Here is a 24,315-nt window from a genome sequence, read left to right as displayed (position 1 = left end):
GTCAACGGCCCGGGGCGGTCCCTCGATGGCTTGATCATCGAGGGACCGCCCCGGTTCACGCGGCGATGCTTCTGCTCTTGTCGGCCGCTCCTACCGCCCGTGCCGCGCGGCCCGCTGATCCTTTCGCTGATCCCAGTCGCGCGCCGCCCTCGCCCTCTGGGTGGCTGCGGGAGTGATGGTCCACTGGTCGAAGTCGTAGACGACGGATTCTCCGTCGACCGTCGCCTTGAACGTGGCGCCCAGCTTGTCCTGTTGGAGCCACGGGGTGTCGAACAGCTTGAACGCGTCGTAGTCGACTGGTGTGCCGTTCACCAGGTGGGCGCCGGAGGGGGCCGCCGACGCCGAGTCGAAGGTGATGTCGAGGTCGTCGCCCTTCAGGCTGTGGTAGACGATGCGCGGGTTCGCGTCCTCCAGGTGGCTCAGGTCCAGGCTGGTGGTGTTGGTGAGCGCACTGACGAACGCGTCGAAGTCGGTGTACGCGGACGCATCGGCCGACTCCAGCACCCAGCCGTTGGTGTCGGCCTGGCTGCGCAGGATGTCGTAGCTGTAACTGAGGCTCGCGGTCGGGTGGTTCTGCGTCGTCGTCTTCACCTTGTTCGCCGGGTCGTTCGGCGTCTGGTGGTACCAGGTGCCGGGCTTCGCCATCTTGTAGGCGAAGTACATCGACCCGGTGTTCGCGACCGTCCAGCCGTCGGCCTGACGCCGTTCCAGGATCGAACCGTTCGTCGGGAAGAGCGCGTTGACGTAGTTCGACGTCTGGTCACCGGACGACTTGTAGACACCGACGGCCGTCGGACCGCTCTGCATCACCCGCTGGTTGGCGGGCTGGTTGTAGGCGCCGATCGACGCGTTGCCCTGGTCGACCGAGAGCCGGAACAGCGGGTTCGCCGCGTCGGACCGCCAGCGGAGCACGAGCGGCATGTCCTCGATCCAGTTGTCGACCCTGCGGAACTGGACCTCGGTGCCCAGGCCCCAGGTGGGCCGCACATATGTCGTGCGGTAGATGTTCATCGCACGTCCGCTGGAGTTCTGGAGGTTCGTCTTGCGCGAGGTGTACGACTTGTCGGTGTCCCGGCCGATCTTCACCGCCAGGTCGGGCGGCGAATAGCGCGTCCCCGACCAGGCGACGAGCGCCCCGTACTCAAGGTTCGGGCGGTACGCGGAGGGCGCCGGGTTGTCCGACTCACCCACGCCCAACTGCTTGCGGTGCGCGCCGAAGTACGTCCAGGCGAGCGTCGAGTGGTCCGCGGGCCGCCAGGTCGGGTCGTTGACCGCGGCCGAGTCACCCTTCGCGCGGCTCAGCGACGAGATCATGTAGCCGTCGATCCAGTCGTTCGCCCACTCGAACCACATCACGTCCATGGCCATCTTGACCTGGTTGCGGAACTCCTGGTCGTCCGCCCACTGGTAGAGGGCGTTCAGGCAGAAGTACGTCATGAAGGTGTACTCGGGGCTCTGGTACTCCGCCCAGCCGCGCCGCACACCCGCGTTCACCATCTCCAGGACGTTGGCCTTGTTGGCGGCCATCAACTGCGCCCCGGAATTGCCGTTCAGATCGGCAAGGTCGGGAAAGTACTGGCCGACGAGATATCCCGTGGCGTAGTTGCTCATCCGCAGATTCTCGGTCTGCGGCAGCTTCTGATAGGCGTACGAGCCGAAGTAGCTCCGCACATGGGACAGCATGGCCGCGTCGAACTTGTCACCGACCATGAGGTACGAGTACATCTTCGCCATGGTCTTGTACTGCTCGTAGTCGTAGAGCTGGAACTGCGCGTCGAGCTTGGAGAGGTTCGTCGCGGCGTTCTGGTTGTCCGCCAACTGCGCCGTGTACGAAGCCACGTTGACGGCGCCGCTCTCCTCCTTCATGGCCTTCGCCTTGTCCCACAGCCACTGCGTCCGTGTCTGCTGGGTGCCGGGATAGGGCGCCGGCGCCTCGGGCACATACGGTCCGGTCGAGGCGTCGAGAGGCGCGCTCGGCGCACTGACGTTGTTGCTCGCGTCCCGCGCCCGCACGGTGAAGGTGTACTTCGTGTCGGGCATCAGCGTGCCGACGACCGCCGACGTGGTGGACCCGGTGACCGAGGCGACCTGGTAGCCGTCGCGGTAGACGTCGTAGCCGGTCACGCCGACGTTGTCGGTCGACGCCGTCCAGGTCAGCGACACACTGTTGCCGGACGCGGCGGCGCGGGTGAGCGCGGTCGGCGCGGTCGGCGGCTCCGAGTCGGAGATGCCGCCGCCGTCCTCGTGGATGTCGAGGTTGTCGACGGTGATCGCCTCGTCGGTGCCACCGGTGTCGACGCGGACCGAGAAGCCGAGTTCGACGGTCGATATCAGCCGCTGACCGCCGTTGGGCACGATCGTGAAGCGGTACTCCGCGATGTCGGTGTCATCGATCCGCGTGAGACTGCCTGAGGTGTCGGCATAGGCGGAGGTGGTCGTGACACTCATGGCCGGGACGGGAAAGCGCGGCACGAGATTGTTGTCGAAGTTGCCGAACTGGATCTGCGCGTAGATGTCCTTCGCGACCGGCTTGCTGCTCTTCGCGCTCCGCTTGAGGTCGTACTGCAGGACGAACTGCTGGGCGGGGCTGCCGACCGGCTGTCCGTAGATCGCGTTGATGCGGTCCTTGAGCGCGCCGGTCGAGAACCGCTTGTAGAAGTAGCTGGAGAGGTTGGTGCCCAGGGACGCGTCCCGCAGTTCGACCGCGTTGTCGCCCCCGACGCTCACGATCTGCTGGGTGCCACCCGTCCCCGTGTTCGCCAGGGTCAGCGGGCTGGTGGCGCCGTCGAACCCGGTGTCCATGTCGGCGGCGAGAAGATTGGTGGCGAGAAGGTTGGTGGCGGCTTCGGTGGCGCGGGGGTCGGTGGGTGGTGGGTCGGCCGCCTGGGCGGCGGTGGCCGGTGCCGCGAGAAGCACCGCGACGCACAGGCATGCCCATGTTCGCGTCAGGATGTTCATAATCATCCATTCGTTGATGCGGGTGAGCTACTTGACGGCTCCCGTGACGAGGCCCTTGCTCCAGAACGACTGCAACGAGATGAACATGGCGACGACCGGCACGACCGAGACGAGCGCGCCCGTGACGACCGTGGTGTAGCTGATGGGATAGCCCTGGAGTTCGCGCCAGCCGACGAGACCCACGGTCACCGGTTGCAGTGAGGTGTCCGCGAGCATGAGGGAGGGCAGCAGGAAGTTCGTCCAGATCGCGACGAACTGGAACAGGAAGATCGTGACCATGGCGGGCGCCATCAGCCGTGCGCACATCGCGAAGATGCGCAGCTCGCCCGCCCCGTCGATCCGGCCGGACTCGATCAGCGCGTCCGGAATCGAGGAGGCCGCGTAGATCCGGCTGAGATACACACCGAAGGGGCTGACGATGCTCGGGATGAAGACGGCCCAGAAGGTGTTGATGGTCCCGGTGTAGCTGAACACCAGATAGAGCGGGATGGCGAGGACGGGCGCCGGAAGCAGCACGGCGGCGAGGACCGTTCCGAAGACCGCCTCGCGCCCCGGGAAAGGGAACTTCGCGAGCGCGTAGCCGCACAGCGCCGCCAGCATCGTGGAGACGATCCCGCCGCCCACCGCGTACAGCAGTGAGTTGAGCAGCCAGCGGGAGTAGATGCCGCCCTGCGCCTGGAACAGCGTCCGGATGTTGTCGAACAGGGCGAAGTGCTCGCCGAACCAGAAGCCGTTGCCCGAGAAGATCTCCCCGCTGCCCTTGGTCGCGGAGACGACCAGCCACCACACAGGGAGCAGGAAGTAGAGTGCGAACAGGGACATCACGGCCAGCACGAACAGGCGCGACGTGGGGTTCACGGTCGTGAACGGATGGGCCTTGGGGCGGCGCGGCTTCGGCTTCTCGGCGACCGGTGCGGTGCGCGGGGGCGATTGCGTGCTGGTGGTCATCAGTCGACGCTCCTGGCCGATGCGCGGAAGACAAAGACGGACACGACACAGATCAGCGCGCCGAGGACCACGGACTGCGCGGCGGCGTAGTTGAAGTCGTTGGCCGAGAGCGAGCGGAGGGCGGCCATGATCGGTGTGTAGGTGGACGACAGGTTCGGTGCCACCGATTTCATGGTGGCCGGCTCGTTGTAGAGCTGGAACGTGCCGATGATCGAGAAGACCAGGGTGAGCAGCAGGGCCGGGCGGATCTGCGGGACCTTGATGAGCAGCGCGGCCTTCCAGCCCGAGCAGCCGTCGAGCGCGGCGGCCTCCATCGTCTCCTCGGGCACGGCCTGCAGAGCCGCGTAGATCAGGATCGTGTTGTAGCCCGTCCAGGCCCACGTCAGGATGTTCGCGATCGAGAACGGCAGGGCGCCGTCACTGACGAAGCTCACGTCGATGCCGATCGCCCCGAGCCCTCGCGTGATCGGGCTCAAGGTGGGCGCGTACAGGAACGACCACACCAGGCCCGCGATCACCCCGGGCAGCCCGTAGGGCACGAAGTAGGCGATACGGAAGAACTTGCGGCCCTTCGACGTCGAGGAGTCGATGAGCAGGGCCAGGGTCAGCGCGATGACGAGCATCACGGGCACCTGGACGACACCGACGAACGCCACCCGGCCCAGGGACGCGAGGAAGTCCCCGTCCTGGAACACCCGGACGTAGTTGTCGAAGCCCGCGAAGACGGTCTCGGACCCGCCGAGGCCGAGGCCGGAGCGTTTCACGGCGAAGAAGCTCTGGCCCACGGAGTACACGGTGGGCACCAGGTAGACGACGACGAAGAGCAGAAGGAACGGCAGAACGAATGGCGCGGCTCGCCGAAGCTCGCGGATTCGGCGCCGCCGAATCGTCACGGGAGACACGGTCACCTCTTCTGTGGCGGTGCGGAGTTGCGGATATGCGGGGGTCGCGCGGCCCACGACCCCCGCGTGGTGCCGGTGGTGCTACTCGCTCACCGAGAATCCCTGGGCGCGCAGCGCGTCGAGCGTGCCCTTCTGGGCGCCTGCGAGCGCGTCCGCGAAGGTCGCCTTCTTGGTGTGCACCTTGCCGAGACCGTCACCGAGCCCCGTGGCCGTGGTGGACATGACCGGCCCCCACCGCCAGGTGTCGTTCACCTTGGCGGCCTCCTCGCGGAAGGTCTGGTAGATGGGCTGGTCGCCGTAGTAGCTCTGCGGGGCGTCGAGCGCCGTGTTGGCGAGGCCGGACTTGGAGGCCGGGAGGATGGCCGCCGACGCGATCAGGTTGGACACCGACTCGTCGTTGGTCGACATCCACAGCGCGAACTCGGTGGCCTCCTTCGGCCGGTCGCAGTCCTTCATCACGGCGGTGGCCGATCCGCCGGAGTTGCCGACCGCGTCCGTGGTGCCCCACCGCGGCATCGGCGCGACGGCCCACTTGCCCGCGGAGCCGGCCGCGTTGTCCCGGATGAGGGACGCCGACCAGACAGGACCGACCTCGGCCCACACCTTGCCCTTGCTCCACGCGGAGTACAGCGCCGCGTCGAACGCCGGGTAGGAGGTGACGAGTTGCTTGTCGAAGAGGCCCTGCCAGTAGTCGGCGACCTTGGTGTTGGCGGAGCTGTCGAGCGAAACGGACCACGCGTCACCCTTGACCCCGAACCACGGGGCGTCGCCCTGCCAGGCGAACCCGGCGTAGAGGTACGGGTCGGTCGGAAGGTTCATGAGGCGCGACGACGGATCGGCGGCCTTCACCTTGGCGGCAGCCGCCGTGAACTCGTCCCAGGTCTTCGGGACGGCGATCTTCGCGTCCTTGAAGAGGTCGGCGCGGTAGAACATGGCCATCGGCGCGGTGTCGACCGGCACACCGTACGCCTTGCCGTTGACACCGACATTGCCCCACACCCAGTCGGCGAACTCGTCCCGCTGCGGCTCGACATGGTCGCTGATGTCCTGAAGGACACCGGCGGCGAGGAAGCTGGAGAACGTCTCGTAGCCGACCTGCGCCAGACACGGCGCCTTGCCCGCCTTGGCGGCGGTGAACATCTTGTCGTAGCCACCCGCGCCACCGTCCGTGATGGCCTCGTATTTCACCTGGATGTCGGGGTGGGTCTTGTTCCAGAGCGCGACGGACTTCTCGTAGCCCGCCGCCCAGCCCCAGAAGGTGATGTTCGCCGGGCCGCTGTCGCTTGCCTCGGTGCCGCCGCCACCGCACGCCGTCAGCATGATGCCGGCGGCGGCCAGAAGGGCCGCCCCGGCGAGTCTCGCCCTGCGCATGACCATGACTGCCTCTCAATTTCTGGTTGTACGGATGCTCTTGTCGCCGTTGAACGTCTTCGGCGCGTTCCCGATCAGGAACTGTGCGGGGTCCGTTACCGAGTCCGGAGAGCGGGCGCGATGGGGGTGATGCGCTGGGACGCGACGCACGATCCATGAGGTCGTGTTAACGGCGGGATACTTGCATACAAGTTCGTGGCATGCAACGATCATTTCGTGAATCCCCCTCCTCCCCCTCCTCCTTCACCTGGCCCCGAGCGGGCACCGGTCCCGGGCGATCCGAGGCTGTCCCCGATCAGCAGGGACGGCGTGCGGGTACGGACGTCCGACCGTGTCTACGACGAGTTGGTCTCCGCGATCCGCGAGCTGAGGCTCGCCCCCGGAGCCTCCCTGTCCGAGACGGACCTCGCCGCGCGGCTGCACGTCAGCCGCACCCCGGTGCGCGAGGCCCTGGCCCGGCTGGTCGACGCGGGGCTCGTGCATGTCGTGCCCCAGGTGGGCACGCGCGTGGGGCTGATCCGGCTGCGGGACGTGGAAGAGGCACGCTTCGTCCGCGAGAGCCTGGAGGTCGCCGCCTTCGAGGTGGCCTGCGCCGGCCCCCCACCGGACGTCACCGTCCTGCGCGAACTGCTGGAACGGCAGGAACACTGCTACCGCACCGAGGACTACGACGCCTTCTTCACCGCAGACGAGGCGCTGCACACCGAGATCTTCACCCTCAGCGGCTACCCCGGTGCCTGGCAGGCCGTCCAGCGGATGAAGCTCCAACTCGACCGGCTGCGCAGGCTGTCCCTCCCGGGCGCCGCCGCCATGCGCGAACTGATCGACGAACACCGGCTGATCGTGGACGCCCTGGAGGAGGCGGACCTGCCGTCCGGCCGCGCCCTGATCAGCCGGCACGCCCGACGCGCCCTGGAACGCGGCCCGGAGCTGCGCGCCGAGTACCCGGACTACTTCACTGATTGACCAGACCTGATCGACCACACCGATCGACCACGAGGACACCTCGAACCCGAAAAGGACATGACCACGTGAGCAGATTCGACGGGCGGACGGTACTCGTCACCGGCGCCGGTTCCGGCATAGGCCACGAGATGACCCGCCGATTCCTGGACGAAGGGGCAACGGTGTACGCGGCGGATCTCGACCCCGCCGGTGTACCGGACGGCAGCGTCCCCCTCACCGTGGACGTGACCGACGCCGACTCCTTCGCGGCGGCGGTGTCCCGCACCGTGTCCGACACCGGCGCCCTGCACATCCTCTGCAACAACGCCGGAACGTCATCGACGACCGACCCCATCGCCTGCACGGTCGAGGAGTGGGACCACACCTTCGCGGTCAACAGCCGCGGTGTGTTCCTCGGAACGAAGTTCGCGCTGCCGCACATGCTCGCCCAGCGGTACGGGGTCGTCATCAACACGGCGTCCGTGGCCGGACTCGTCGGCCTGAAGGACCGCGCCGCCTACTGCGCCAGCAAAGGTGCCGTGATCGCCTTCACCCGCCAGGTCGCCGTGCAGTACGCGGGAACCGGCGTCCGGTGCAACAGCATCTGCCCCGGCACCGTCGACTCACCCTGGGTGGGCCGGCTCCTCGCCGCGGCCGACGACCCGGAGAGCGCCCGCGCGCACCTGGTCGCCAGGCAGCCGATGGGGCGCCTCGGCACTCCTGCGGAGGTCGCGGCGGCGGCCGTCTACCTCGCCTCGGACGAGGCGGCGTTCATCACCGGCACCGAACTGGCCGTGGACGGCGGCCTGCTCGCCGGCTGAGGGCCCTTTCCCCAGATCGGATCACCATGATCAAGAGCACGGTTACCCCCTTGAAGAAAGGCGATGTCATGGAGTTCGAGATCGACGGGCTCGGCCGACAGCGGGTCGGCCGGGCATGACCGTACGCATCTCCCTCGGCCATGTCGACACGTACGACGACAGGATCGCGACGTTCGCCCACCAACTCGGCCTGTCCGGTGTACAGCTCCACACACCGGACCTGCTGCCCGGCACCGACGGCTACTGGAGCCTGCCCGAACTGCGGGCACTCCGGGACCGCTGCGACGCCGACGGGCTGAGGATCGACGGCCTGGAAAACGTTCCGCTCGCACACTTCTGGAAGATCCAGCGCGGCCTGCCGGGCCGCGACGAGCAGATCGAGAACTACCGGAAGACCATCCGCAACATGGCCGCCGTGGGCATCGACCTGCTCGGCTACAACTTCCTCGCCACCTACGTCTGGCGCACCGACATGGCCGCGCGGGGGCGCGGCGGTGCCAAGGTCACTGTCTTCGACCTGGCCGACGTCGACGGCGGCAACGCGCTCGCCGGCTACCGGCTGACCCCGGACCACCCGGTGGACGAGCCGATCACGGCCGAGCAGATGTGGGCCAACCACCAGTACTTCCTCGACGCGGTGCTGCCCGTCGCCGAGGAGGTCGGTGTGCGCCTCGCGCTGCACCCCGACGATCCGCCCACGGCCGAGCCCTTGGGCGGCATCGCGCGGATCTTCACCTCGCCCGACGCCATCGGGCGGGCCCACGGACAAGCGGGCGGCAGCCCCTCGTGGGGGCTGAACCTCTGTCTGGGCACGGTGTCGGAGATGGCGGGCGAGGAGTCCGTCAACGCGGTCATCGACCTCCTGGGACCTGCCATCTTCTACGTCCACTTCCGGGACGTCCAGGGCACGGTGCCGCGGTTCAGCGAATGCTTCCTCGGTGAAGGCAATTTCCACCCGGCCCGAGTGATCCGGCGGCTCCACGAGTCCGGATTCGACGGTTTCCTCATCGACGACCATGTGCCCGCGATGATCGGGGACCTGGACACCTGGGGCGACATCTCGTCCGAGGCGTACTGCAGCCGGGGCCGGGCCCACGCGATCGGATACCTGCAAGGCGTCCTGAACGGGCTGGGGTTGGACGAGCACGACAGTGTGGCCGCGAAGGAGGAGGAACCCGCAGGGTCTACCCCCGCTCCGGCCGCCTTTCCGATCCCCTGAGGATCAGCCGCGTGGGCAGCACCTTGGTGGCGAACGCCGAGGTGTCACCCCTCAGCCGGGCGAGCACCGACTCGGCGGCGGTGCGACCCATCAGTTCGATGTCCTGACTCACCACCGACACCGGAGGGTTGCCGAGCAACGACGTCTCGAAGTCGTCGAAGCCGACGAGCGGAAGCCGCCGCCCTGCCTCCTGGAACGCCAGCAACGCACCAATGGTGGAACGGTTGTTGGCCGTGAACACGGCATCGGCGGCATCCTCGCGCAGCAGCGCACCGACCGCGCGTTCCGCCTGCTCCCTGGTGTGTGCCGACGTGATCGTGAGCGAGTCGTCGGCGCGGATCCCGGCCTCGGTGAGCGCGGTCGTGTATCCGGCGTGCCGTTCGCGCATGGTGTGGATGTCGGGGGAGTCACCGACGTAGGCAATGCGCCGCGCACCCGCGCCGGAGAGCGCGAGCGTCGCCGCACGGGCGCCGCCCGCGTTGTCGGCGAGCACGGTGTCGGCGTCGGCGAACGGCGCGGGCCGGTCGAGGAAGACCAGCGGCGGGATCGGCGGCGGCACCTCCGACCAGTCGCGGGCGGGATGGCGCGGCGGCACCACGATCACACCGTCCACGCGCTGCTCCATGAGCCGGTCCATCAGCCGGTCGTGGCGCGGCCCTTCCTCGTTGGAGCTGGCGATGGTGACGAGGTACCCCGCCGCGTCCGCCACACTCTCGACGGCCCGTGCGAGCGTCGAGTAGTACGGGTTCGCGAGGTCGCTGATGACCAGGCCGATGGTCTTGCTCGTCCGGCCGGGCCGCAGACTCGCCGCCGAGAGGTTACGGCGGTACCCCAGCTTCACGATCGCCGCACTGATCCGCGCCGCGAGTGCGGGATCGATGTTCGTCGCCCCGTTGACGTGCCGCGAAACGGTCTTGAGGCTGACCTGTGCTTCGCGGGCGACGTCGTTCATCGTGGGGTTGCGCGCCACTGTGGTCTCCAGCCGACGACTGCTACCGACCGATCGTACTGTGCCATGCGTCAGCGGCCCCGCCTGACGACCCGCGCCCCGCCCGCCGGAACCGTGACCTCTCCCTCGTGGACCGACCCGTCCAGCAGGTCGGTTCCCGACCCGGGCACGGTCGCCGCGGTGTCGCCGTGGTTGATGAGGAACACGTAGTCGTGATCGGCCGAGCGGCGCACCACGATGTCGAGTCCGCCGACGGGCGGCACGGCCGTCACCCCGGCCCGCTCCGCCAGCACTCCCACCAGACGCGTACGGGCATCGGCGTCCAACTCCACGCCCACATACCAGGCTTCACCCTCACCCCGGGTGGCCCGGGTGATCGCCGGGGCGCCCGGGAAGTCGCCGCCGACATACCGGGCCTCGTCCTTCGCGTCGGTGAGGTCGATCTCCTCGTGCCAGGTGGAGACCCGGGCAGGGCCCGTCACCCCCTCGATCTCCACACGCTCCGGCGCCGGCAGCGGCGCGAACTCCTCCACCCGCACGCCGAGCAGCTCACGGAACGCCCCCGGGTACCCGCCGAGCCGCACCCGGTCGAGCGGATCCACGATGCCGGAGAAGTAGGTGACCAGCACGGTCGCCCCCGCTTCGGCGGCGGCTGCGACACGCGCCGCGTCCTCGTCGGACACCAGATAGAGCATCGGCACGACGATCAGCCGGTACGCGGACAGATCGGCGGTCAGGGGTACGGCATCCGCCGTGACGCCCGCGTCGCGCAGACTCCCGTACCAGCCGAGGGCGGTCTCCATGTACGAGAGGCCGTTGTGCGGATGCGAGTTCCGGTCGGCCGCCCACCACGCCTCCTCGGAGAAGAGCACCGCGCAGTCCGCGACCACCTCGCTGCCCAGCACATCGGCGTACGAAGCCAGCTCCTTGCCGAGCGCCACCACCTCCCGGAACTTGCGGCTGTCGGCCCCGGCGTGCGGAAGCATCGCGGAGTGGAACCGCTCGGCGCCCGCCTGGGCGGCCCGCCACTGGAAGAAGCAGATCCCGTCGGATCCCCGCGCGACATGGGAGAGCACGTCCCGCCGCAACTGGCCCGGTCGCTTCGCGGGGTTGACGGGGCGCCAGCTCGTGGCGCCGGTGGCCGTCTCCATGAGCAGCCACGGCTTCCCCTTGGCCAGCCCGCGCGCCCGGTCGGCCGAGAACCCCAGCTCGACATGGGCGTCCGGACCGGGCCGCAGGTAGTGGTCGCTCGCGATGAGGTCCATGTCGTCGGTCCACGAGCTGTAGTTCATGTTCTTTCCGGCGTCGAAGAGCACCAGATTCGTGGTGATCGGGACGTCCGGCGTGATCCGCCGCAGTACCGCGGTCTCCGCCCGCAACTGCTCTCGGAGCTGATCGGAGCTGAACCGGTCGAAGTCCAGCACCTGCGTCGGGTTCGAGTCCGTGAACGTCACCCGGGGAGGCTGGATCTGCTCCCACTCCGAGTACGTCTGACTCCACGCGCTCGTCGTCCAGGCGGAGTTCAACGCGTCGAGCGAACCCTGGTACCGCTCCTTGAGCCAGCTCCGGAACGCCACGGCACTGGCCTCGTCGTAGCACCGCGAGTTGTGCCCGCCGAGTTCGTTGGAGATGTGCCACAGCGCGAGAGCGGGGTGTTCGCCGTAGCGCTCCGCCAGCTTCTCGACCAGGACGAGCGAGTGCTCGCGGTAGATCGCCGACGAGGGCGACCACGCCTGACGCCCGCCCTGCGCCATCGTCCGCCCGTCCCGGTCGACGGGCATGACCTCCGGGAACCGCGTGGTGAGCCACGGCGGAGGTGACGCGGTGGCCGTCGCGAGATCCACCGCGATGTCCTGTGCGTGCAGCAGGTCGAGTACGCGGTCGAGCCAGCCGAAGTTCCAGCGGTCGGGCGCCGGTTGCAGCACCGACCAGGAGAAGACACCGACCGTGATCAGATTGACCCCGGCCTCGCGCATCAGACGCGCGTCCTCGGGCCACACACTCTCGTCCCACTGCTCGGGGTTGTAGTCACCCCCGAACGCCACGGGCCGGCCGCCGTACCGGGCCAGGACATTGGCGGGCCAACGGATCCACTCTGCGGTCACGCGCTCTTCTCCCCACACCCGACAACGCATCCGACGACGCGTGCTGAACGCGCTCACCCTAGCGGCTGAGACAACGTTGTTTTAGAGTGACGTCCGCGCCTCCGGAACGCAACCGTCCGGCTCGTCCATGATCGCGGCCGTGACCGTGTCCCTCTCTGTTTCCGTCGGGCGCGAGGGTCCGTGAACAGGGTCCGTGAACACATCAAGGGGAGTGAACAGTGGCGGAGTTCGACGGGAAGATCGCCCTCGTCACCGGTGGACTCAGTGGCATAGGCCGCGCGACGGCCCAGCTTCTGGCGGTGCGCGGTGCGACGGTCGTGGCCGCCGGGATGCGACCGGCGCACGGCACCGACGCCGAACTCTCCGGTGTCGAGCAGGTCGAGGTCGACGTCACCGACGAGGCCGCCGTCGCCCGGGTCGTCGCGGACGTCGCCACGCGGCACGGTGGCCTCGACGTCCTCGTCGCCGCCGCCGGTATCCAACGGTACGGCACGGCGGCGGAGACCAGCACCGACGAGTGGAACGACGTCCTCGCGGTGAACCTGACCGGCACCTTCCACGCCGTCAAGTACGCACTGCCCCACCTGCGTTCCCGTGGCGCGGGCTCGATCGTGATCGTCTCGTCCGTCCAGGCCTTCGTGACACAGACCGCCGTCGCCGCCTACACCACCAGCAAGGGCGCGCTCACCGCGCTCGCACGGTCGATCGCGATCGACGAGGCGAAGAACGGGGTCAGGGCCAACGCCGTATGCCCCGCGTCGGTGGACACCCCGATGCTGCGGGCATCGGCCCGCGCCTTCTCCGACGGCAGCGACGAGGGCACGCGGATGCTGGTCGAGTCCTGGGGACGGATGCACCCGATGGGCCGGGTGGGGCGCCCCGAGGAGGTCGCCGAGGCGATCGCGTTCCTGGCCAGTGACCGCGCCGGCTTCATCACCGGTGTCTCGCTGCCCGTGGACGGCGGGCTGCTCGCCAACGCCGCGGTGGTGCTTCCCGAATGAGCGACGCCGCATCCGGCTCCGGAGCCGCTACGACGACGACCGGGGTCGCGTTCCCCGGCAGGGCCCGGGTCGCCGAAGGACCCGTATGGGACGCCGACGCCCGCCGTCTGCACTGGGTGGACATCCCCGCCGGACACCTCCACACCGGCGACCCGGTCACCGGCCGGACCACGAGCCTGGCGCTGCCGACGCAGGTCGGCGCCGCGCTGCCACGGCGCGGCGGAGGCTTCGTCGCCGCGACGGCCGAGGGGTTCGCGTCCGTCGGCGCCGAGGGCCGGATGACCGTGCGGTGCGCGCTCCTGCCCGACGGCGAGCGCATGAACGACGCGAAATGCGACCCGTACGGGAACCTCTGGGCGGGCAGCACCGCCATGGACTTCGCGCGCGGCAAGGGCGCGCTGCACGTGCTGCTGCCCGACTGGACGAGCCGCGTCGTCCTCGAAGGGCTCGCCCTGCCCAACGGCCTCGGCTGGAGCCCCGACGGACGCGTCTTCTACCTCGCCGACTCCCTCGCCGGCGAGATCTACGCCTTCGACGCCGACCTCGCGAACAGCGGGATCACCCGGCGCCGCACCTTGTTCCGGATGCCCGGCCACGCGGGCATGCCGGACGGCCTCACGGTCGACGCGACCGGCTGCCTCTGGGTGGCGATCTGGGGCGGCGACCGCGTGATACGGATCTCTCCCGACGGGGATCCGCTCGGCGAACTGCCGCTGCCCGTGCACCAGCCGTCGTCCTGCACGTTCGGCGGCCCCGACCTCGGCACTCTCTACGTCACCTCGGCCCGCGAGGGTCTCGACCTCACCGAGGACGACCCCGCGGGATCGGTCTTCGCCGTCGATCACGTGGGTGTCGTGGGCCTGCCGTCGACCGCGTTCGCGGGCTGAGCCGGGCCACGGCGGTGTATGTGGGGGGCGGAGGTTCAGTGGAGGGCGATGAGCCCCGCGTCCGTCGGTGCGAAGCCGCAGGCGTCGAAGTAGAAGGGGCGCAGCTCGGCGTCGAAGTCGACATGCAGCCACTCGCAGTTCGCTGACCGGGCCCCTCGCGTCGCCGTCCTCACCAACTCGGTCCCGACACCGGCCTTGCGCAGGTCCCCGGAGACCATCGTGTCGAGCAGGAAGGCGTGGACGCCGCCGTCCCAGGCCACGTTGACAAAACCCACGAGCCTCCCGCCCTGGCGGGCGGTGACCCAGCCGAGACTGTGCCGGTGGACCTGTGTGTGCCAGTCGATGGGCAGCTCTTCGTGGGCGAACGCCTCCGCGTGCAAGGCGTTGACGGACGCGTCGTCGAAATCACCGCGCCACTCATAGGTGATCGCCATGGCGTCATCGTAGGCCGGGGCGGGGAAGGGGCGCGCCGAATCGACGGCCCGTTCGGGGCCCTGCGGCTGCATCGAAGGATGGACGGCGCTTTCGTCCGGCGGTAGGACGCGGGTCCGGGGGCAGGCCGAGACGCTGATGACATGTCGCACACCCCGCACGCGTCCCCGGACGACGTCTCCTCGCCCCTCTCGCCTTCGGGCCGGCTGCCGCTGCTCGACGTCCTGCGCGGGGCGGCGATTCTCGGAACGCTCATGACGAACGTGTGGATCTTCGCCATGCCGGGCTCGGAATGGTCGGCCCTCCAAGGCCTGCCCGTACCGGAACCGTCTGCTGCGCCGGCCGAGTCGCTGTTCCGCTCTCTCGCGGACGGGAAGTTCCTGTCCATGCTGACGATCCTGTTCGGCGTGGGTCTGGCCATCCAGTACGACTCCGCCACCCGCCGGGGTACGCCCTGGCCGCGCGGCTACCGTCCGCGCGCCCTCTTCCTCCTCGCCGAAGGCACGCTCCACTTCGTGCTGATCTTCGCCTGGGACGTGCTGACGGGGTACGCCCTCACCGCCCTCCTCACCGCCCGGCTGCTGGCCCGCTCCGAGCGGGTGCGCCGCCGCGCGATGTGGTGGGCTGCGGGCCTGCACGTGGCCGTGATGTCGGTGCTCACCCTCGGCCTGCTGACGTCCGCGCCCGCCGAGGGGGCGCCCGCCACGGCCGTGGACCTGTACGCCCACGGCGGTTACCTCGAACAGATCTCCTTCCGCCTCCAGAACGCGATCGCCCTGCGGATGGAGCCGGTCGTCTCCTTCGGCCTGCTGGTGTTCCTCTTCCTGCTCGGCGTCCGCCTGCACCGAGCGGGCGCCTTCACCCCGACGGACGCCGGGCGCCGCATGCGTCTGCGGATGATGGCATGGGGCCTTTGCCTCGGCATCCCGCTGAACGCCGCGCCGGCTCTGGGCGGCGGGGACTTCTTCTTCCTCGGCCGCTACCTGGCCGCGCCGGTCGTCGCCGTCGGCTACATCGGCCTGATCGGTGTCGCCCTGGACCGCCGGTGGCTGCCCGTCGCCCTGACCGGCGCCCTGACCTCGGTCGGCCGCACGGCCCTCTCCTGCTACGTCCTCCAGAACCTGCTCTGCATGCTGCTCTGTTACGGCATCGGCCTCGGCCTGACCGAACGCTTCGCGGACAGCGGCCCGTGGTGGGTGATGGGCATGTGGGCGGTGGTCTGCGGGGTGCTCGTTGCCGCGTCGAGCGTGTGGCTGCGCCGTTTCTCGTACGGTCCGCTGGAGTCCGTACAGCGGTGGGCATTGCGCCGCTGAGGGGTACCGGAACCGACGAAGGGCACTTGGACACCCTACGTTCCGGCTTGGCTGGATTCGTCCCGACCCTCTTCCTCGCCGGAGAGTCACGCACTACTGCTTGTCCTGTCCTGTCCCTGTCCTGTCGCTGAGTGCGAGACGCGGGATGCGGGGTGGGGCGGGGGACGGGCTCCGGGATCCGGGACGAGGAAGCGCGGTGCGATGACATACCGGGAGTACCGGTGAGAGCGGTGTCGGTGTGGTGGACGCGGGGACCGGCGAACCGGGGGACCTGGGACGGGGCGCCTCCGGGACGGGGCTGACCGGCCGGACCCCGGAGGCTGCTTCCGCGTCCTGGGCAGTTGGGGCTACCGGACACGGCCACCAACGCCATCGGCTACGCGCTCGTCGGCGGCCTCTTGGACGAGGGCTTCGCCGAGAACCTGGAAGTGGCTCCGCCCCCGCCCTCCTGCGCGCCGTGCGGCCGACGCGACTGATCACGGTCACGGGTGGCGCGAGTTTCCTGTCGCCGCGCACCTTCGGGCCGCTGCTCGCCGCCGTCGCGCCCGAGCAGGCGTGGGTCGCGGCGTTCGTCCTGCGTACCGGCTCCTACGAACCCATCGCCGAAGGGCTGATGCCCCACGGTCTGATCACCGAGAAGGCGGCCACGCCGACATTTCCGCAACGCCGTTTCACGAGCGCGCGCGAGCAGCGGCACGCCGCGACGCGGTGACGGCCCTCGGTGAGGATCCGCGCGGAAAGGTGGCCGACGGCTGCTTCCACACCGGGCTGCACCTGTCGCGGCCGGCCGAAGACATCACGGCGTTTCCTCTGGCAGCCGTTCTGTGAGAGGCCCCACCTACGGACGATGCCCCCGCAGAGGCGGGGGCATCGTTCATCGGCGCGAAAGCGCGCTTACGAGTTCTCGGCTATGCCGCCGCCCGAGACCGTCAGGTCGTACGTTCCGTCCGGATTCTGGGACGAGCCCGACTTCCGCAGGACCGCGTACGCTCCTTCGGATACGAACATGGGGCTGACCACGGACCTTTGCTCCTCGGCGTACAAAGCGTCCACCTGCTTTTTCGCCTCCTTCAGCCAGGCGACCGCCTTCTTCTCGTCCCACCCCGGTATCCCGGTCCGCGCACAATCCTCAAGGAATGCCTTGGCGTTGGCCTTTGCGCTGTCCACGAGGCAGGAGAACGTGGTGATGTCCCCGTTCTTCGTGGGAACGCCGGCGACGGCCTTTCCCGTGCCGGGCGCCTCACCGGAGAAGTGCCATACCTTGCGGTCTCTCGGAGCGTCGATGAGTTTCTGCTTACCCAGTGCGATGTCCCACCGGGAAGCAAGGCCCTTGAGGAAGGTCTCCACCGTGTATCCGTCGGCGATGACCTCGTTCTCACCCAGGTGCGGCGCCTTGTCGGCCGTCACGGCCTTCTTCGGCCACTTGGCCGCCGGGGGAGGCGTGGACGCGGTCAGGCCCGGCAGGTCCTTCGCCGGTTCGGACGGTGCCGCCGTCTCGGGGTAGGCACCGGGATCCTTGGGCTTCTGCTGAGTGCAGCCGGTGATGCCGACGACGGCCGCCAGAGCGACCGCCGCCAGCACACCGGCACGCAGCGGGTGCGTGCCGTTCATCACTATCCGATCAGTTTCCGATCAGCTTCCGGTCAGTAGCAGTTCCTGAGGTGTCCTGAGGTGTCCTGAGTTTCCTCAGTATCCGAACCCGCACACACCGTTGGACGGAATCGACGTGGGCACGAAGGCGACCGCGTCGAAGTTCACATTGGCGTCCCCGGTCCCGGCGTCATGGAGATTGTCCGCCTCCACACGTCCCCCCTTCCAGAACTGCATGGTGCCCAGTTCGACCCAGGTGTCCTGCCCGTTGCTCCTGGTCTTCTGGTTCAGCCGGCAGGTGTGCGTGGTGAAGCCGGAGTCGTTGCGTCCAGGAATGACGCTGTAACGGACAATGGCCTCGGCGCCGTGATTGGGAAGATGCACCCACACGTTGAACCGGCTGCCGATGTCATTGGAGGCGTGCAGCGACTTCGGATTCATCTCCCAGCGTGCGGTCACCTTGTGGAAGAAGTCGCTCTCCGGATAGCTGTGCGTGAAGAACGAGTGACCGTCGTATCCGGCACCCAGCTGATGCAGGTCGATCTGCGCGATGTAAGGCGTCGCACGGAACGTCTGGTTACTGCGGTAGTGGGTCAGGTTGTCGCCCAGCTGGAGAGAGAACTTGCCGTCGTCGGCAGCCTCGAAGTCACCGCAGTCGTACGTGTTCTCGTGCTCGGCCAGATCGTCCACGATGATCGCCGAGTAATTGTCGTTGGGCCGCTTGAGGCACGGGCCCTCCGGATACTTGCGATCCAGCGGAGGCTCCCCCGAACCCAGCTCGTACATCAGCCGCTCAGTCGAGGAATTACTGGCGTTCTGCCCTCCGCTGATCCACGAGGAACTGGCGTCCCAACGGCAGGCGTTGTCCCAGGACGGGCACGGGTCGGCGGCACCCGGGGTGCAACTGTTCACGCCCGGAGCGCAGAACTGGTAGTAGTCCGACGGGATATTGATGTCGCCGTACTCGAAAGGCGTGTGCGGAATGGCGTAGGACGCCTCCCAGTTCCACGTCTTGTGCGGTGTCTCCGCCCAGCCGAGGACCTTCTCCTGGTACGGCCAGTCGGCGGGGTGCGACGCGTCGTCGTACGAGGCGCGCAGGAAGCCGTCACGGTCCGGCGAATAGCTCGGATTGGCCGGATTGTTGAAGTAGCCGAGACCCCGCTTGTTGTTCGGGTCGGTGTAGACACCGCTGTTGTAGCCCCACAGCGCCATGTACCAGTTCTCGATGTACTGGGGGTCGCCGCTGTTGACCTTCATCCCCAGCGCGCCGAGCTGATTCCACTTCTCGGCGAGGATCTCCATACCGGCCGCCAGGTTCGACGCGTAGTCGGTGGCGATCGCCCCTGCCTCCGTGGTGTTGAACTGCTCCGGGTGCATGTCCGACATACCCGTGGTGACCTGGCCGATGCCGTAGCCGCAGTCCGACTTGCCGCGGTCCGGGTACGTGTGGATGCTCGCGCCGTTGCCGAACCAGTCGGCCTGGAGCGGATTGCCCGCCGTACCGTTCACCGAATGCCAGGACGCCTGCTTGAAGTTCGACTCCTGCGCGAGGATGCCGAGCACCACCTGCGCCGGAATGTCACCGCCGCCGGACAGCGCCGGCTTGGGGAACAGGCCCTGGGGGCTGTACGCGGGAAGCCCGGTGTCGTGCCAGTCGGCCGGGCGCTGCTTGGTGAGATACCCGTGCACCGCTTGGTCGACGGCCCACTCCACCTGGTTCGCGCTGGGCTGGAGGGCCTGCCGCTTCGGGTCGTTCCGCTTGACCAGGCAGGGAATCTCGAACCCCAGGACGGAACCGTAGACCGGCACACCCGTACCGGACAGACACAGCGACTCGGGGCTGCCCTCGCCGCACGTACGCGGGTCCGTGTCGTCCGGGTCCGCCGCGGCGAAGGCCGCCGGGTCGAGTGCGGGGGACGGCGCGTCCTTCCCCGACGCCTTCCCCGGAGCCGGAGCCGGAGCCGGAGCCTGCGCCGCGCCGGTCTCCACCGCCGCCGACGCCTGCGACCCCGTACGGACGGCCGTCGCCTTGATACGGATCGTGCCCGCGCCCTCGCGGGACGGCGAGCCGAGTTTCGGCGTGATGCCCTTCATGCCGTCCGAGAACACCGACGTGGTGACCAGGTGCCCTTCCCGCGACACACCCACCGGGCGGCCGTCGAACTTCTGCGCCTTGAGGCCCGGCGCGGCCGTGGTGTCGATGGCCTCGACGTCACCCACCACCAGGTCGCCGCCCTTGCGCGGGAACAGCTTGACCGAACCGACGGGGCCGGAGCCCAGCGTGGTCAGCTTCCCGCCGTGCCAGCGGGTGATGACGCTCTTCTTCTTCTGTACGGTGCCCAGGTCGAGCGCGCCGTCGGCGGACGAGGTCAGGGCGAACACCGGTCCGGGAAGCTTCGTCTCCTTCTCGGCCTTCACGGACTTTCCGGCGCCGGTCAGTTGGACCAGATTGCCGTTCAGCACCCCGAAGTCGCCCCGGTCGGTGGGCAGGAGGTGAGTGAGCCGCCCCTTCACCGTCCGGTCCTTCGTGATCCAGCCGGTGGCGGCGTCCGCCTCGATGACCGTCGTCTTCCCGGCGTCGCTGTCCGTCGCCGAGCTGGAGGAGAACAGCACCCGGTCGCCCGTACCGCAGCCCGGCGAGAAGTAGGAGAGCTGCACGCCCTCGGCGACCTCGGTCACCTTGCCGTCGGCGAGACGCACCACGGCGGCGAACGCGCCCCGGTAGGTGGCGCCGGGCTTGTTGGTCCACATCGACGGCATGTAGACGGCCGCCGCGTACCGGCCCGAACCCGTCGTGCACACGTACCCGGTCCACGGGCCGACGTCGAGGTCCTTGCGGGTCAGGCGCGCGACCTCGCGGAAGGCGAAGCCGTCCTGCTCCTCGGCGGCCATGATGTGGAAGCCGTCCGTGTCACCGGTGCCACTGACAACGCTGTCACCGGACGCCTCGTAGCTACTGCCCAGCGCCTTGACCGGCTCGGTGAACAGGGTGTTCGTGTGCGCCTGCGACGCCTCGGCGGGCGCGTCCTGCATCGCCAGCGGAACCAGTGTCATCGACGCGGCGAGCACCGCCGTCGCGACCACCGGACTGGTCAGGCGAGGCCGCGGTATGCGCAGATGGTTCGTCATGGGCCCTCTCATATCCAGTCCGTGCAAGTGCCGTTGACAAGAGGCTGGGGTATCGCATGGCCACCCTGCTCATAGACCAGGGGAGCGGGATCCCAGTCGTCGCCCTGGATGTTCCAGCACGCCTTGTTGGTGGCCTTCCAGTTGCCCATGGCCGAGTAACCGGTCGGGTTGTCCTTGGTGACGCTCGTCGTGGGGTACGGCTTCTCGATGCCGCCCAGCGTCGGCGTGTACCACAGCGCCGCGTACACCTTCTCCGCGTAGCCGGGGTCGATCGTCACCTTGGCCCACGCCGCCTGGCAGTACGGGGACCAGACCAGCTTCACCTCGATGTCGTTACCGGAGTTGACCTGGTCCAGGACCTCCGCGTCGTCGTCGCAGCCCATGGTGTACGGGTCCTTCCCCGTACAGGTGGCACGCCAGCACTCCGCCGCCGAGGCGCTGGGCGCCGCGGCGAACTGCGAGGTGGACAAGGCCAGTAGCAGGGCCGCGACGCCGCCGATCAAATGGCGTTTCGCTCGCACGTCTCTTCCTCTCCCTGTGGGGGCACGGGCCGGTCCCGTGCCACAGGGGTGAGGGGCGCGAGACGGACCGGGCATGGCACTCTTTGCATGAACCTGACCAACAGGCCCGCGCGCGGCGATCATGGCACACAGGCTCGATGTGTGTCGTGTACATCTCATGGAATGGGGCCTTTGAGCAGTCACGATCCCCCGAGTGGCCGGTGCCGTCGACCACCATTCGGCGGGGTACGGAAGTCCGGCCGCCGACGGAGTGTCAGGGCGTGCCCCTGCCCGCCGACATCGCCGCGACCCGGCCGCACGTAAAGTGATCACGTTGCGAAAGGCAACGGAAGCGCAGCATCAGAAATGGATCAGGGGAGTGGCACGGGGGTGCGGATACGCATGCGCAGGATGACGAGGGGACTCGCGGGGTTCGGAGTGCTCGCGTCGGTGGTGACGGGGTGCGCCTCGGGTGCCGGTGGATCCGGTGGGGACAGCGGCGGCGGTACGGGCAAGGGGGCGGACAAGCCGGCTGCGGCCGAGGCGCTTCGGGTCGAGTCGACGGTACGACAGGCCACGTGGACCGGGCAGAGCGGGACACACCAGTTGAAGATCGCGCCCGAGCGGCTCGCGCGGGGGACGGCCGCCGATCTGGAACACGTACAACTGGACGACGACCTCAAGGGAATGGTCCCGTACTACCTGACCGTCCGGTACACCAACACCGGCTCGACGGGACTGAGCCGACCGGACCCGGAGTCGCAGTTCACGGTCGCCCTCGCGGACGGCACACCGGGCAGGGCGATCTCGCTGTGGAACTCCAACCCCCTTGCCACCGCGTCCGGTTCAAGCCTGCCGGACGGTTGCGACAAGGCGGGGCCCGCCTCCGTCGCCTCGGGCGGCTCGGCCACCGTGTGCCAACTCGTCATGGTGCCCAAGGGACATGAGGCCGCCACCGTCGCCTACTCCGACGAGGGCGGCGACACCCTCCTGTGGAAGGTCGGCGACGGCAAGGGCGACGACGGCGACCTGCTGCCCCCGGGCACCACCGCCGACTCGTCGTCGGAGGACGTCACCACCAAGGGCGAGGCCGTACCGATCCGCGTCACCCCGAAAAGTGTCCGCGCGGGCAGCCTCGCCGACCTGGGCGACTACGAACTGAGCGACACCCAGCAGAAGATGGTGCCGTGGTACGTGACCATCGAGTACCGCAACACCGGCAAGCGGAAGCTCCTCCCGGTCATGGACGACGGTGTGGGCGTACGCAGCGCCGGGGGCCGCGATGTGCAGCCGCTGTCCCTGCTCGATCTGTCCTTCTCCCGCACCGGAGAGGGCGAGGGCATCGACAAGTGCCGGGGCAGCGTCCCCAACACCCGCCTCCAGCCGAACTCCACCCTCGCCCTCTGCACCATCCACCTCCTCCCGAAGGGCGACCGTCCGGCGATGGTGTCCTTCGAGGGGCAGGCGGGAGAGGGGAAGAAGGTGAAGCCCCTTGTGTGGCGGGCGAGTTAGCGGTCTTCTCCTGACCCGCGCCTGACAGGCGAAGGAGACGAAGCCCCGGAGCGCAGTGGTGGCGGCTCCGGGGCTTCGGTGTGGTGGTCGTCGGCGATGTCAGGTCGTGGCCTTGGCCGGTGCCTTGTCCTTCGGGGTCGCTTCGGTGTCCGCCTCGGTACCGGGGGTGGCCCGTACCGCCGGGATGACGGCCGCGATCAGCGCGGCGACGACCGCGACGCCGCCGCCCACCGTCAGCGCCGTACGGAAACCGGCCTCCGACGCGATGCTGACGCCACCCATGGTGGTGGTCATCTGGGCGAGGACCACGCCGACGACCGCCGCGCCGATCGAGGTGCCGAGGGACCGCATCAGGGTGTTGAAGCCATTGGCGGCTGCGGTCTCCGAGCGCGGCACGGAACTCATGATGAGCGCGGGCATCGCACCGTAGGCGAGACCGACACCGCTGCTGATGACCATGGTGACCAGCATGATGCCCCACGCGGAGTTCATCAGGGCGAGCGAGAGACCGTACCCGGCGGCCAGCACCAGGATCCCGCAGATCAGCGTGAACTTCGGGCCACGGGCATCCGTGAGCTTCCCGCCGAGTGGCGAGACGACCATCATCATGATGCCGCCGGGAGCCATCCACAGACCCGCCGCGAGCATCGACTGACCGAGACCGTAGCCGGTCGCCTCGGGGAACTGGAGCAACTGCGGCATCACCAGCATGCTCGCGTACATCCCGAAGCCGACGAAGACCGAGGCGATGTTGGTGAACAGCACGCGCGGCCGGGCGGTGGTACGCAGATCGATCAGCGGGTCCCGGGTGCGGGTCTCCCACCAGCCCCAGCTCAGCAGCACGACCGCCGCACCGACGAACAGGACGAGAGTCGTCGCCGAACCCCAGCCCCAGTCCGCGCCCTTGGAGACGGCGAGGAGCAGACAGACCAGGCCGATACCGAGGCCGACCGCGCCGGGCACGTCGAAGCGCTGACCCTTCGCGCTCGCCGGGACATCCGGAATCAGGAACCAGATCAGTGCGGCGATCACGACGGCCAGCACGGCGGAGCCCCAGAACAGCACACGCCAGTCGGCGTACTGGGCGACGGCTGCGGCGATCGGCAGACCGAGACCGCCACCGATGCCCATCGACGCGCTGACCAGGGCGATCGACGAGCTGAGCTTCTCCTGCGGCACCACGTCACGCAGCAGGGCGATGCCCAGCGGCACCATGCCCATCCCCATGCCCTGGAGACCACGCCCGATGATCATCGGGACGACGGAGGACGAGAGCGCGCACACGACCGAGCCCGCGATGAGCGGGACCGAGCACGCCACCAGCATGCGGCGCTTGCCGAGCAGGTCGCCGAGGCGCCCGGTGACGGGTACGCAGACCGCTCCCACCAGCAGCGTGACGGTGATCACCCAGGTCGCGTTCGACGACGTGGTGTTCAGGATCTGTGGCAGCTCCGCGATGAGCGGGGTGACCAAGGTCTGCATGATCGCGGCGGTGGTGCCGGCGAATGCCAGCGTGGCGACCACGCCACCGGCGCGGGCCGACGGCTGGGGGGCGTCCATCAGGGGACTCCTCGGAGTATCTGTACGAAGTATTTGTACGGAGTGACGATGTGCATCTCGACGTATCGATGTGCATCGTACACGCGCTATGTAACGCGCACATTATGTGGTGGGTGCATATGGCTGTGGGAGTATGGCGGCAGGGCGCCGGTGACCGCACGGCGGCGGCCCAT

The 24,315-nt window shown here is 68.7% G+C and carries 20 protein-coding genes; 9 read left to right on the top strand and 11 right to left on the bottom strand.

Going from position 1 to position 24,315, the window contains the following annotated elements:
• Positions 1-90 precede the first annotated feature (90 nt).
• From ACIQNU_RS20075 to ACIQNU_RS20060, 4 genes are all read right to left on the bottom strand, one after another.
• Positions 91-2,964, bottom strand: coding sequence for a fibronectin type III domain-containing protein (locus tag ACIQNU_RS20075; protein ID WP_401367937.1), 2,874 nt, complete (start codon positions 2,962-2,964; stop codon positions 91-93).
• A 21-nt stretch (positions 2,965-2,985) separates the two neighbouring features.
• Positions 2,986-3,906 (bottom strand): carbohydrate ABC transporter permease, encoded by a 921-nt coding sequence (locus ACIQNU_RS20070; protein ID WP_401367934.1) that lies wholly within the window; start codon positions 3,904-3,906, stop codon positions 2,986-2,988.
• Positions 3,906-4,799, bottom strand: a complete 894-nt coding sequence (locus tag ACIQNU_RS20065) for a carbohydrate ABC transporter permease (protein WP_401367931.1) — start codon at positions 4,797-4,799, stop codon at positions 3,906-3,908. The genes ACIQNU_RS20070 and ACIQNU_RS20065 overlap by 1 nt, the downstream gene beginning before the upstream one ends.
• 90 nt (positions 4,800-4,889) lie before the next feature.
• The gene (locus tag ACIQNU_RS20060) at positions 4,890-6,179 is read right to left on the bottom strand and encodes an ABC transporter substrate-binding protein (RefSeq protein WP_401367929.1); all 1,290 of its coding nucleotides are present in this window, start codon (positions 6,177-6,179) and stop codon (positions 4,890-4,892) included.
• A 309-nt stretch (positions 6,180-6,488) separates the two neighbouring features.
• Here ACIQNU_RS20060 and ACIQNU_RS20055 point away from each other — a divergent pair, with 309 nt between their 5' ends.
• The 3 genes from ACIQNU_RS20055 (at position 6,489) to ACIQNU_RS20045 (ending at position 9,164) form a co-directional block, all read left to right on the top strand.
• Positions 6,489-7,145 carry a GntR family transcriptional regulator gene (locus ACIQNU_RS20055; protein ID WP_401367926.1) on the top strand — a complete coding sequence of 219 codons (657 nt, stop codon included), beginning with the start codon at positions 6,489-6,491 and terminating at the stop codon, positions 7,143-7,145.
• Between the two features lie 65 nt (positions 7,146-7,210).
• Positions 7,211-7,945 carry an SDR family NAD(P)-dependent oxidoreductase gene (locus tag ACIQNU_RS20050; protein ID WP_401367923.1) on the top strand — a complete coding sequence of 245 codons (735 nt, stop codon included), beginning with the start codon at positions 7,211-7,213 and terminating at the stop codon, positions 7,943-7,945.
• A 115-nt stretch (positions 7,946-8,060) separates the two neighbouring features.
• Positions 8,061-9,164: a mannonate dehydratase gene (locus tag ACIQNU_RS20045; RefSeq protein ID WP_401367921.1), complete on the top strand. Its 1,104-nt coding sequence runs from the start codon at positions 8,061-8,063 to the stop codon at positions 9,162-9,164.
• Here the strand turns inward: ACIQNU_RS20045 and ACIQNU_RS20040 are convergent.
• Positions 9,130-10,134 (bottom strand): LacI family DNA-binding transcriptional regulator, encoded by a 1,005-nt coding sequence (locus ACIQNU_RS20040; protein ID WP_401367919.1) that lies wholly within the window; start codon positions 10,132-10,134, stop codon positions 9,130-9,132. The genes ACIQNU_RS20045 and ACIQNU_RS20040 overlap by 35 nt on opposite strands.
• A 50-nt stretch (positions 10,135-10,184) precedes the next feature.
• A complete protein-coding gene (locus ACIQNU_RS20035; protein ID WP_401367916.1) occupies positions 10,185-12,218 on the bottom strand; it encodes a beta-galactosidase in 2,034 nt (677 codons plus the stop codon).
• 218 nt (positions 12,219-12,436) lie between these two features.
• Here ACIQNU_RS20035 and ACIQNU_RS20030 point away from each other — a divergent pair, with 218 nt between their 5' ends.
• On the top strand, positions 12,437-13,219 hold the full coding sequence (locus tag ACIQNU_RS20030; protein ID WP_401367913.1) for an SDR family oxidoreductase: 783 nt from the start codon (positions 12,437-12,439) through the stop codon (positions 13,217-13,219).
• Positions 13,216-14,106: an SMP-30/gluconolactonase/LRE family protein gene (locus tag ACIQNU_RS20025; protein ID WP_401367911.1), complete on the top strand. Its 891-nt coding sequence runs from the start codon at positions 13,216-13,218 to the stop codon at positions 14,104-14,106. Before ACIQNU_RS20030 ends, ACIQNU_RS20025 begins: the two co-directional genes overlap by 4 nt.
• Before the next feature lie 35 nt (positions 14,107-14,141).
• On the opposite strand, the gene ACIQNU_RS20020 is transcribed toward ACIQNU_RS20025, so the two are convergent.
• The gene (locus ACIQNU_RS20020) at positions 14,142-14,540 is read right to left on the bottom strand and encodes a GNAT family N-acetyltransferase (RefSeq protein ID WP_401367909.1); all 399 of its coding nucleotides are present in this window, start codon (positions 14,538-14,540) and stop codon (positions 14,142-14,144) included.
• A 141-nt stretch (positions 14,541-14,681) separates the two neighbouring features.
• Between ACIQNU_RS20020 and ACIQNU_RS20015 the strand changes: the two genes are divergently transcribed.
• The 3 genes from ACIQNU_RS20015 (at position 14,682) to ACIQNU_RS20005 (ending at position 16,563) form a co-directional block, all read left to right on the top strand.
• Positions 14,682-15,851: a DUF418 domain-containing protein gene (locus ACIQNU_RS20015; RefSeq protein WP_401367906.1), complete on the top strand. Its 1,170-nt coding sequence runs from the start codon at positions 14,682-14,684 to the stop codon at positions 15,849-15,851.
• Positions 15,852-16,192: 341 nt separating this feature from the next.
• Positions 16,193-16,327, top strand: a complete 135-nt coding sequence (locus ACIQNU_RS20010; protein ID WP_401367903.1) for a hypothetical protein — start codon at positions 16,193-16,195, stop codon at positions 16,325-16,327.
• A complete protein-coding gene (locus ACIQNU_RS20005) occupies positions 16,309-16,563 on the top strand; it encodes a hypothetical protein (RefSeq protein WP_401367901.1) in 255 nt (84 codons plus the stop codon). Before ACIQNU_RS20010 ends, ACIQNU_RS20005 begins: the two co-directional genes overlap by 19 nt.
• Positions 16,564-16,745: 182 nt before the next feature.
• On the opposite strand, the gene ACIQNU_RS20000 is transcribed toward ACIQNU_RS20005, so the two are convergent.
• From ACIQNU_RS20000 to ACIQNU_RS19990, 3 genes are all read right to left on the bottom strand, one after another.
• Positions 16,746-17,462 (bottom strand): hypothetical protein, encoded by a 717-nt coding sequence (locus ACIQNU_RS20000; RefSeq protein ID WP_401367898.1) that lies wholly within the window; start codon positions 17,460-17,462, stop codon positions 16,746-16,748.
• Positions 17,463-17,537: 75 nt separating this feature from the next.
• Positions 17,538-20,570, bottom strand: coding sequence for a hypothetical protein (locus tag ACIQNU_RS19995; RefSeq protein WP_401367895.1), 3,033 nt, complete (start codon positions 20,568-20,570; stop codon positions 17,538-17,540).
• An 8-nt stretch (positions 20,571-20,578) separates the two neighbouring features.
• Positions 20,579-21,091, bottom strand: coding sequence for a DUF2690 domain-containing protein (locus tag ACIQNU_RS19990; RefSeq protein ID WP_401367893.1), 513 nt, complete (start codon positions 21,089-21,091; stop codon positions 20,579-20,581).
• A 381-nt stretch (positions 21,092-21,472) separates the two neighbouring features.
• Here ACIQNU_RS19990 and ACIQNU_RS19985 point away from each other — a divergent pair, with 381 nt between their 5' ends.
• A complete protein-coding gene (locus tag ACIQNU_RS19985) occupies positions 21,473-22,582 on the top strand; it encodes a hypothetical protein (protein WP_401367891.1) in 1,110 nt (369 codons plus the stop codon).
• A 99-nt stretch (positions 22,583-22,681) separates the two neighbouring features.
• Here the strand turns inward: ACIQNU_RS19985 and ACIQNU_RS19980 are convergent, their stop codons facing one another.
• Entirely contained in the window at positions 22,682-24,142 is a 1,461-nt protein-coding gene (locus ACIQNU_RS19980) for an MFS transporter (RefSeq protein ID WP_401367888.1), read from the bottom strand.
• Positions 24,143-24,315 lie beyond the last annotated feature (173 nt).

It is taken from the genome of Streptomyces sp. NPDC091292, assembly GCF_044757265.1.
Classification (GTDB): domain Bacteria; phylum Actinomycetota; class Actinomycetes; order Streptomycetales; family Streptomycetaceae; genus Streptomyces.
The sequence above is the reverse complement of the archived record's forward strand: the minus strand, read 5'-3'. Positions and strand labels throughout refer to the sequence as shown.

What these genes read in the sequence shown, in the direction of transcription:
- ACIQNU_RS20060 (WP_401367929.1), bottom strand. Translation starts at nt 6,179, where the DNA reads ATGCGCAGGGCGAGACTCGCCGGGGCGGCCCTTCTGGCCGCCGCCGGC.
- ACIQNU_RS20015 (WP_401367906.1), top strand. Translation starts at nt 14,682, where the DNA reads ATGTCGCACACCCCGCACGCGTCCCCGGACGACGTCTCCTCGCCCCTC.
- ACIQNU_RS20070 (WP_401367934.1), bottom strand. Translation starts at nt 3,906, where the DNA reads ATGACCACCAGCACGCAATCGCCCCCGCGCACCGCACCGGTCGCCGAG.
- ACIQNU_RS19980 (WP_401367888.1), bottom strand. Translation starts at nt 24,142, where the DNA reads ATGGACGCCCCCCAGCCGTCGGCCCGCGCCGGTGGCGTGGTCGCCACG.
- ACIQNU_RS20020 (WP_401367909.1), bottom strand. Translation starts at nt 14,540, where the DNA reads ATGGCGATCACCTATGAGTGGCGCGGTGATTTCGACGACGCGTCCGTC.
- ACIQNU_RS20025 (WP_401367911.1), top strand. Translation starts at nt 13,216, where the DNA reads ATGAGCGACGCCGCATCCGGCTCCGGAGCCGCTACGACGACGACCGGG.
- ACIQNU_RS20075 (WP_401367937.1), bottom strand. Translation starts at nt 2,964, where the DNA reads ATGATTATGAACATCCTGACGCGAACATGGGCATGCCTGTGCGTCGCG.
- ACIQNU_RS19995 (WP_401367895.1), bottom strand. Translation starts at nt 20,570, where the DNA reads ATGACGAACCATCTGCGCATACCGCGGCCTCGCCTGACCAGTCCGGTG.
- ACIQNU_RS19985 (WP_401367891.1), top strand. Translation starts at nt 21,473, where the DNA reads ATGCGCAGGATGACGAGGGGACTCGCGGGGTTCGGAGTGCTCGCGTCG.
- ACIQNU_RS20045 (WP_401367921.1), top strand. Translation starts at nt 8,061, where the DNA reads ATGACCGTACGCATCTCCCTCGGCCATGTCGACACGTACGACGACAGG.
- ACIQNU_RS20000 (WP_401367898.1), bottom strand. Translation starts at nt 17,462, where the DNA reads ATGAACGGCACGCACCCGCTGCGTGCCGGTGTGCTGGCGGCGGTCGCT.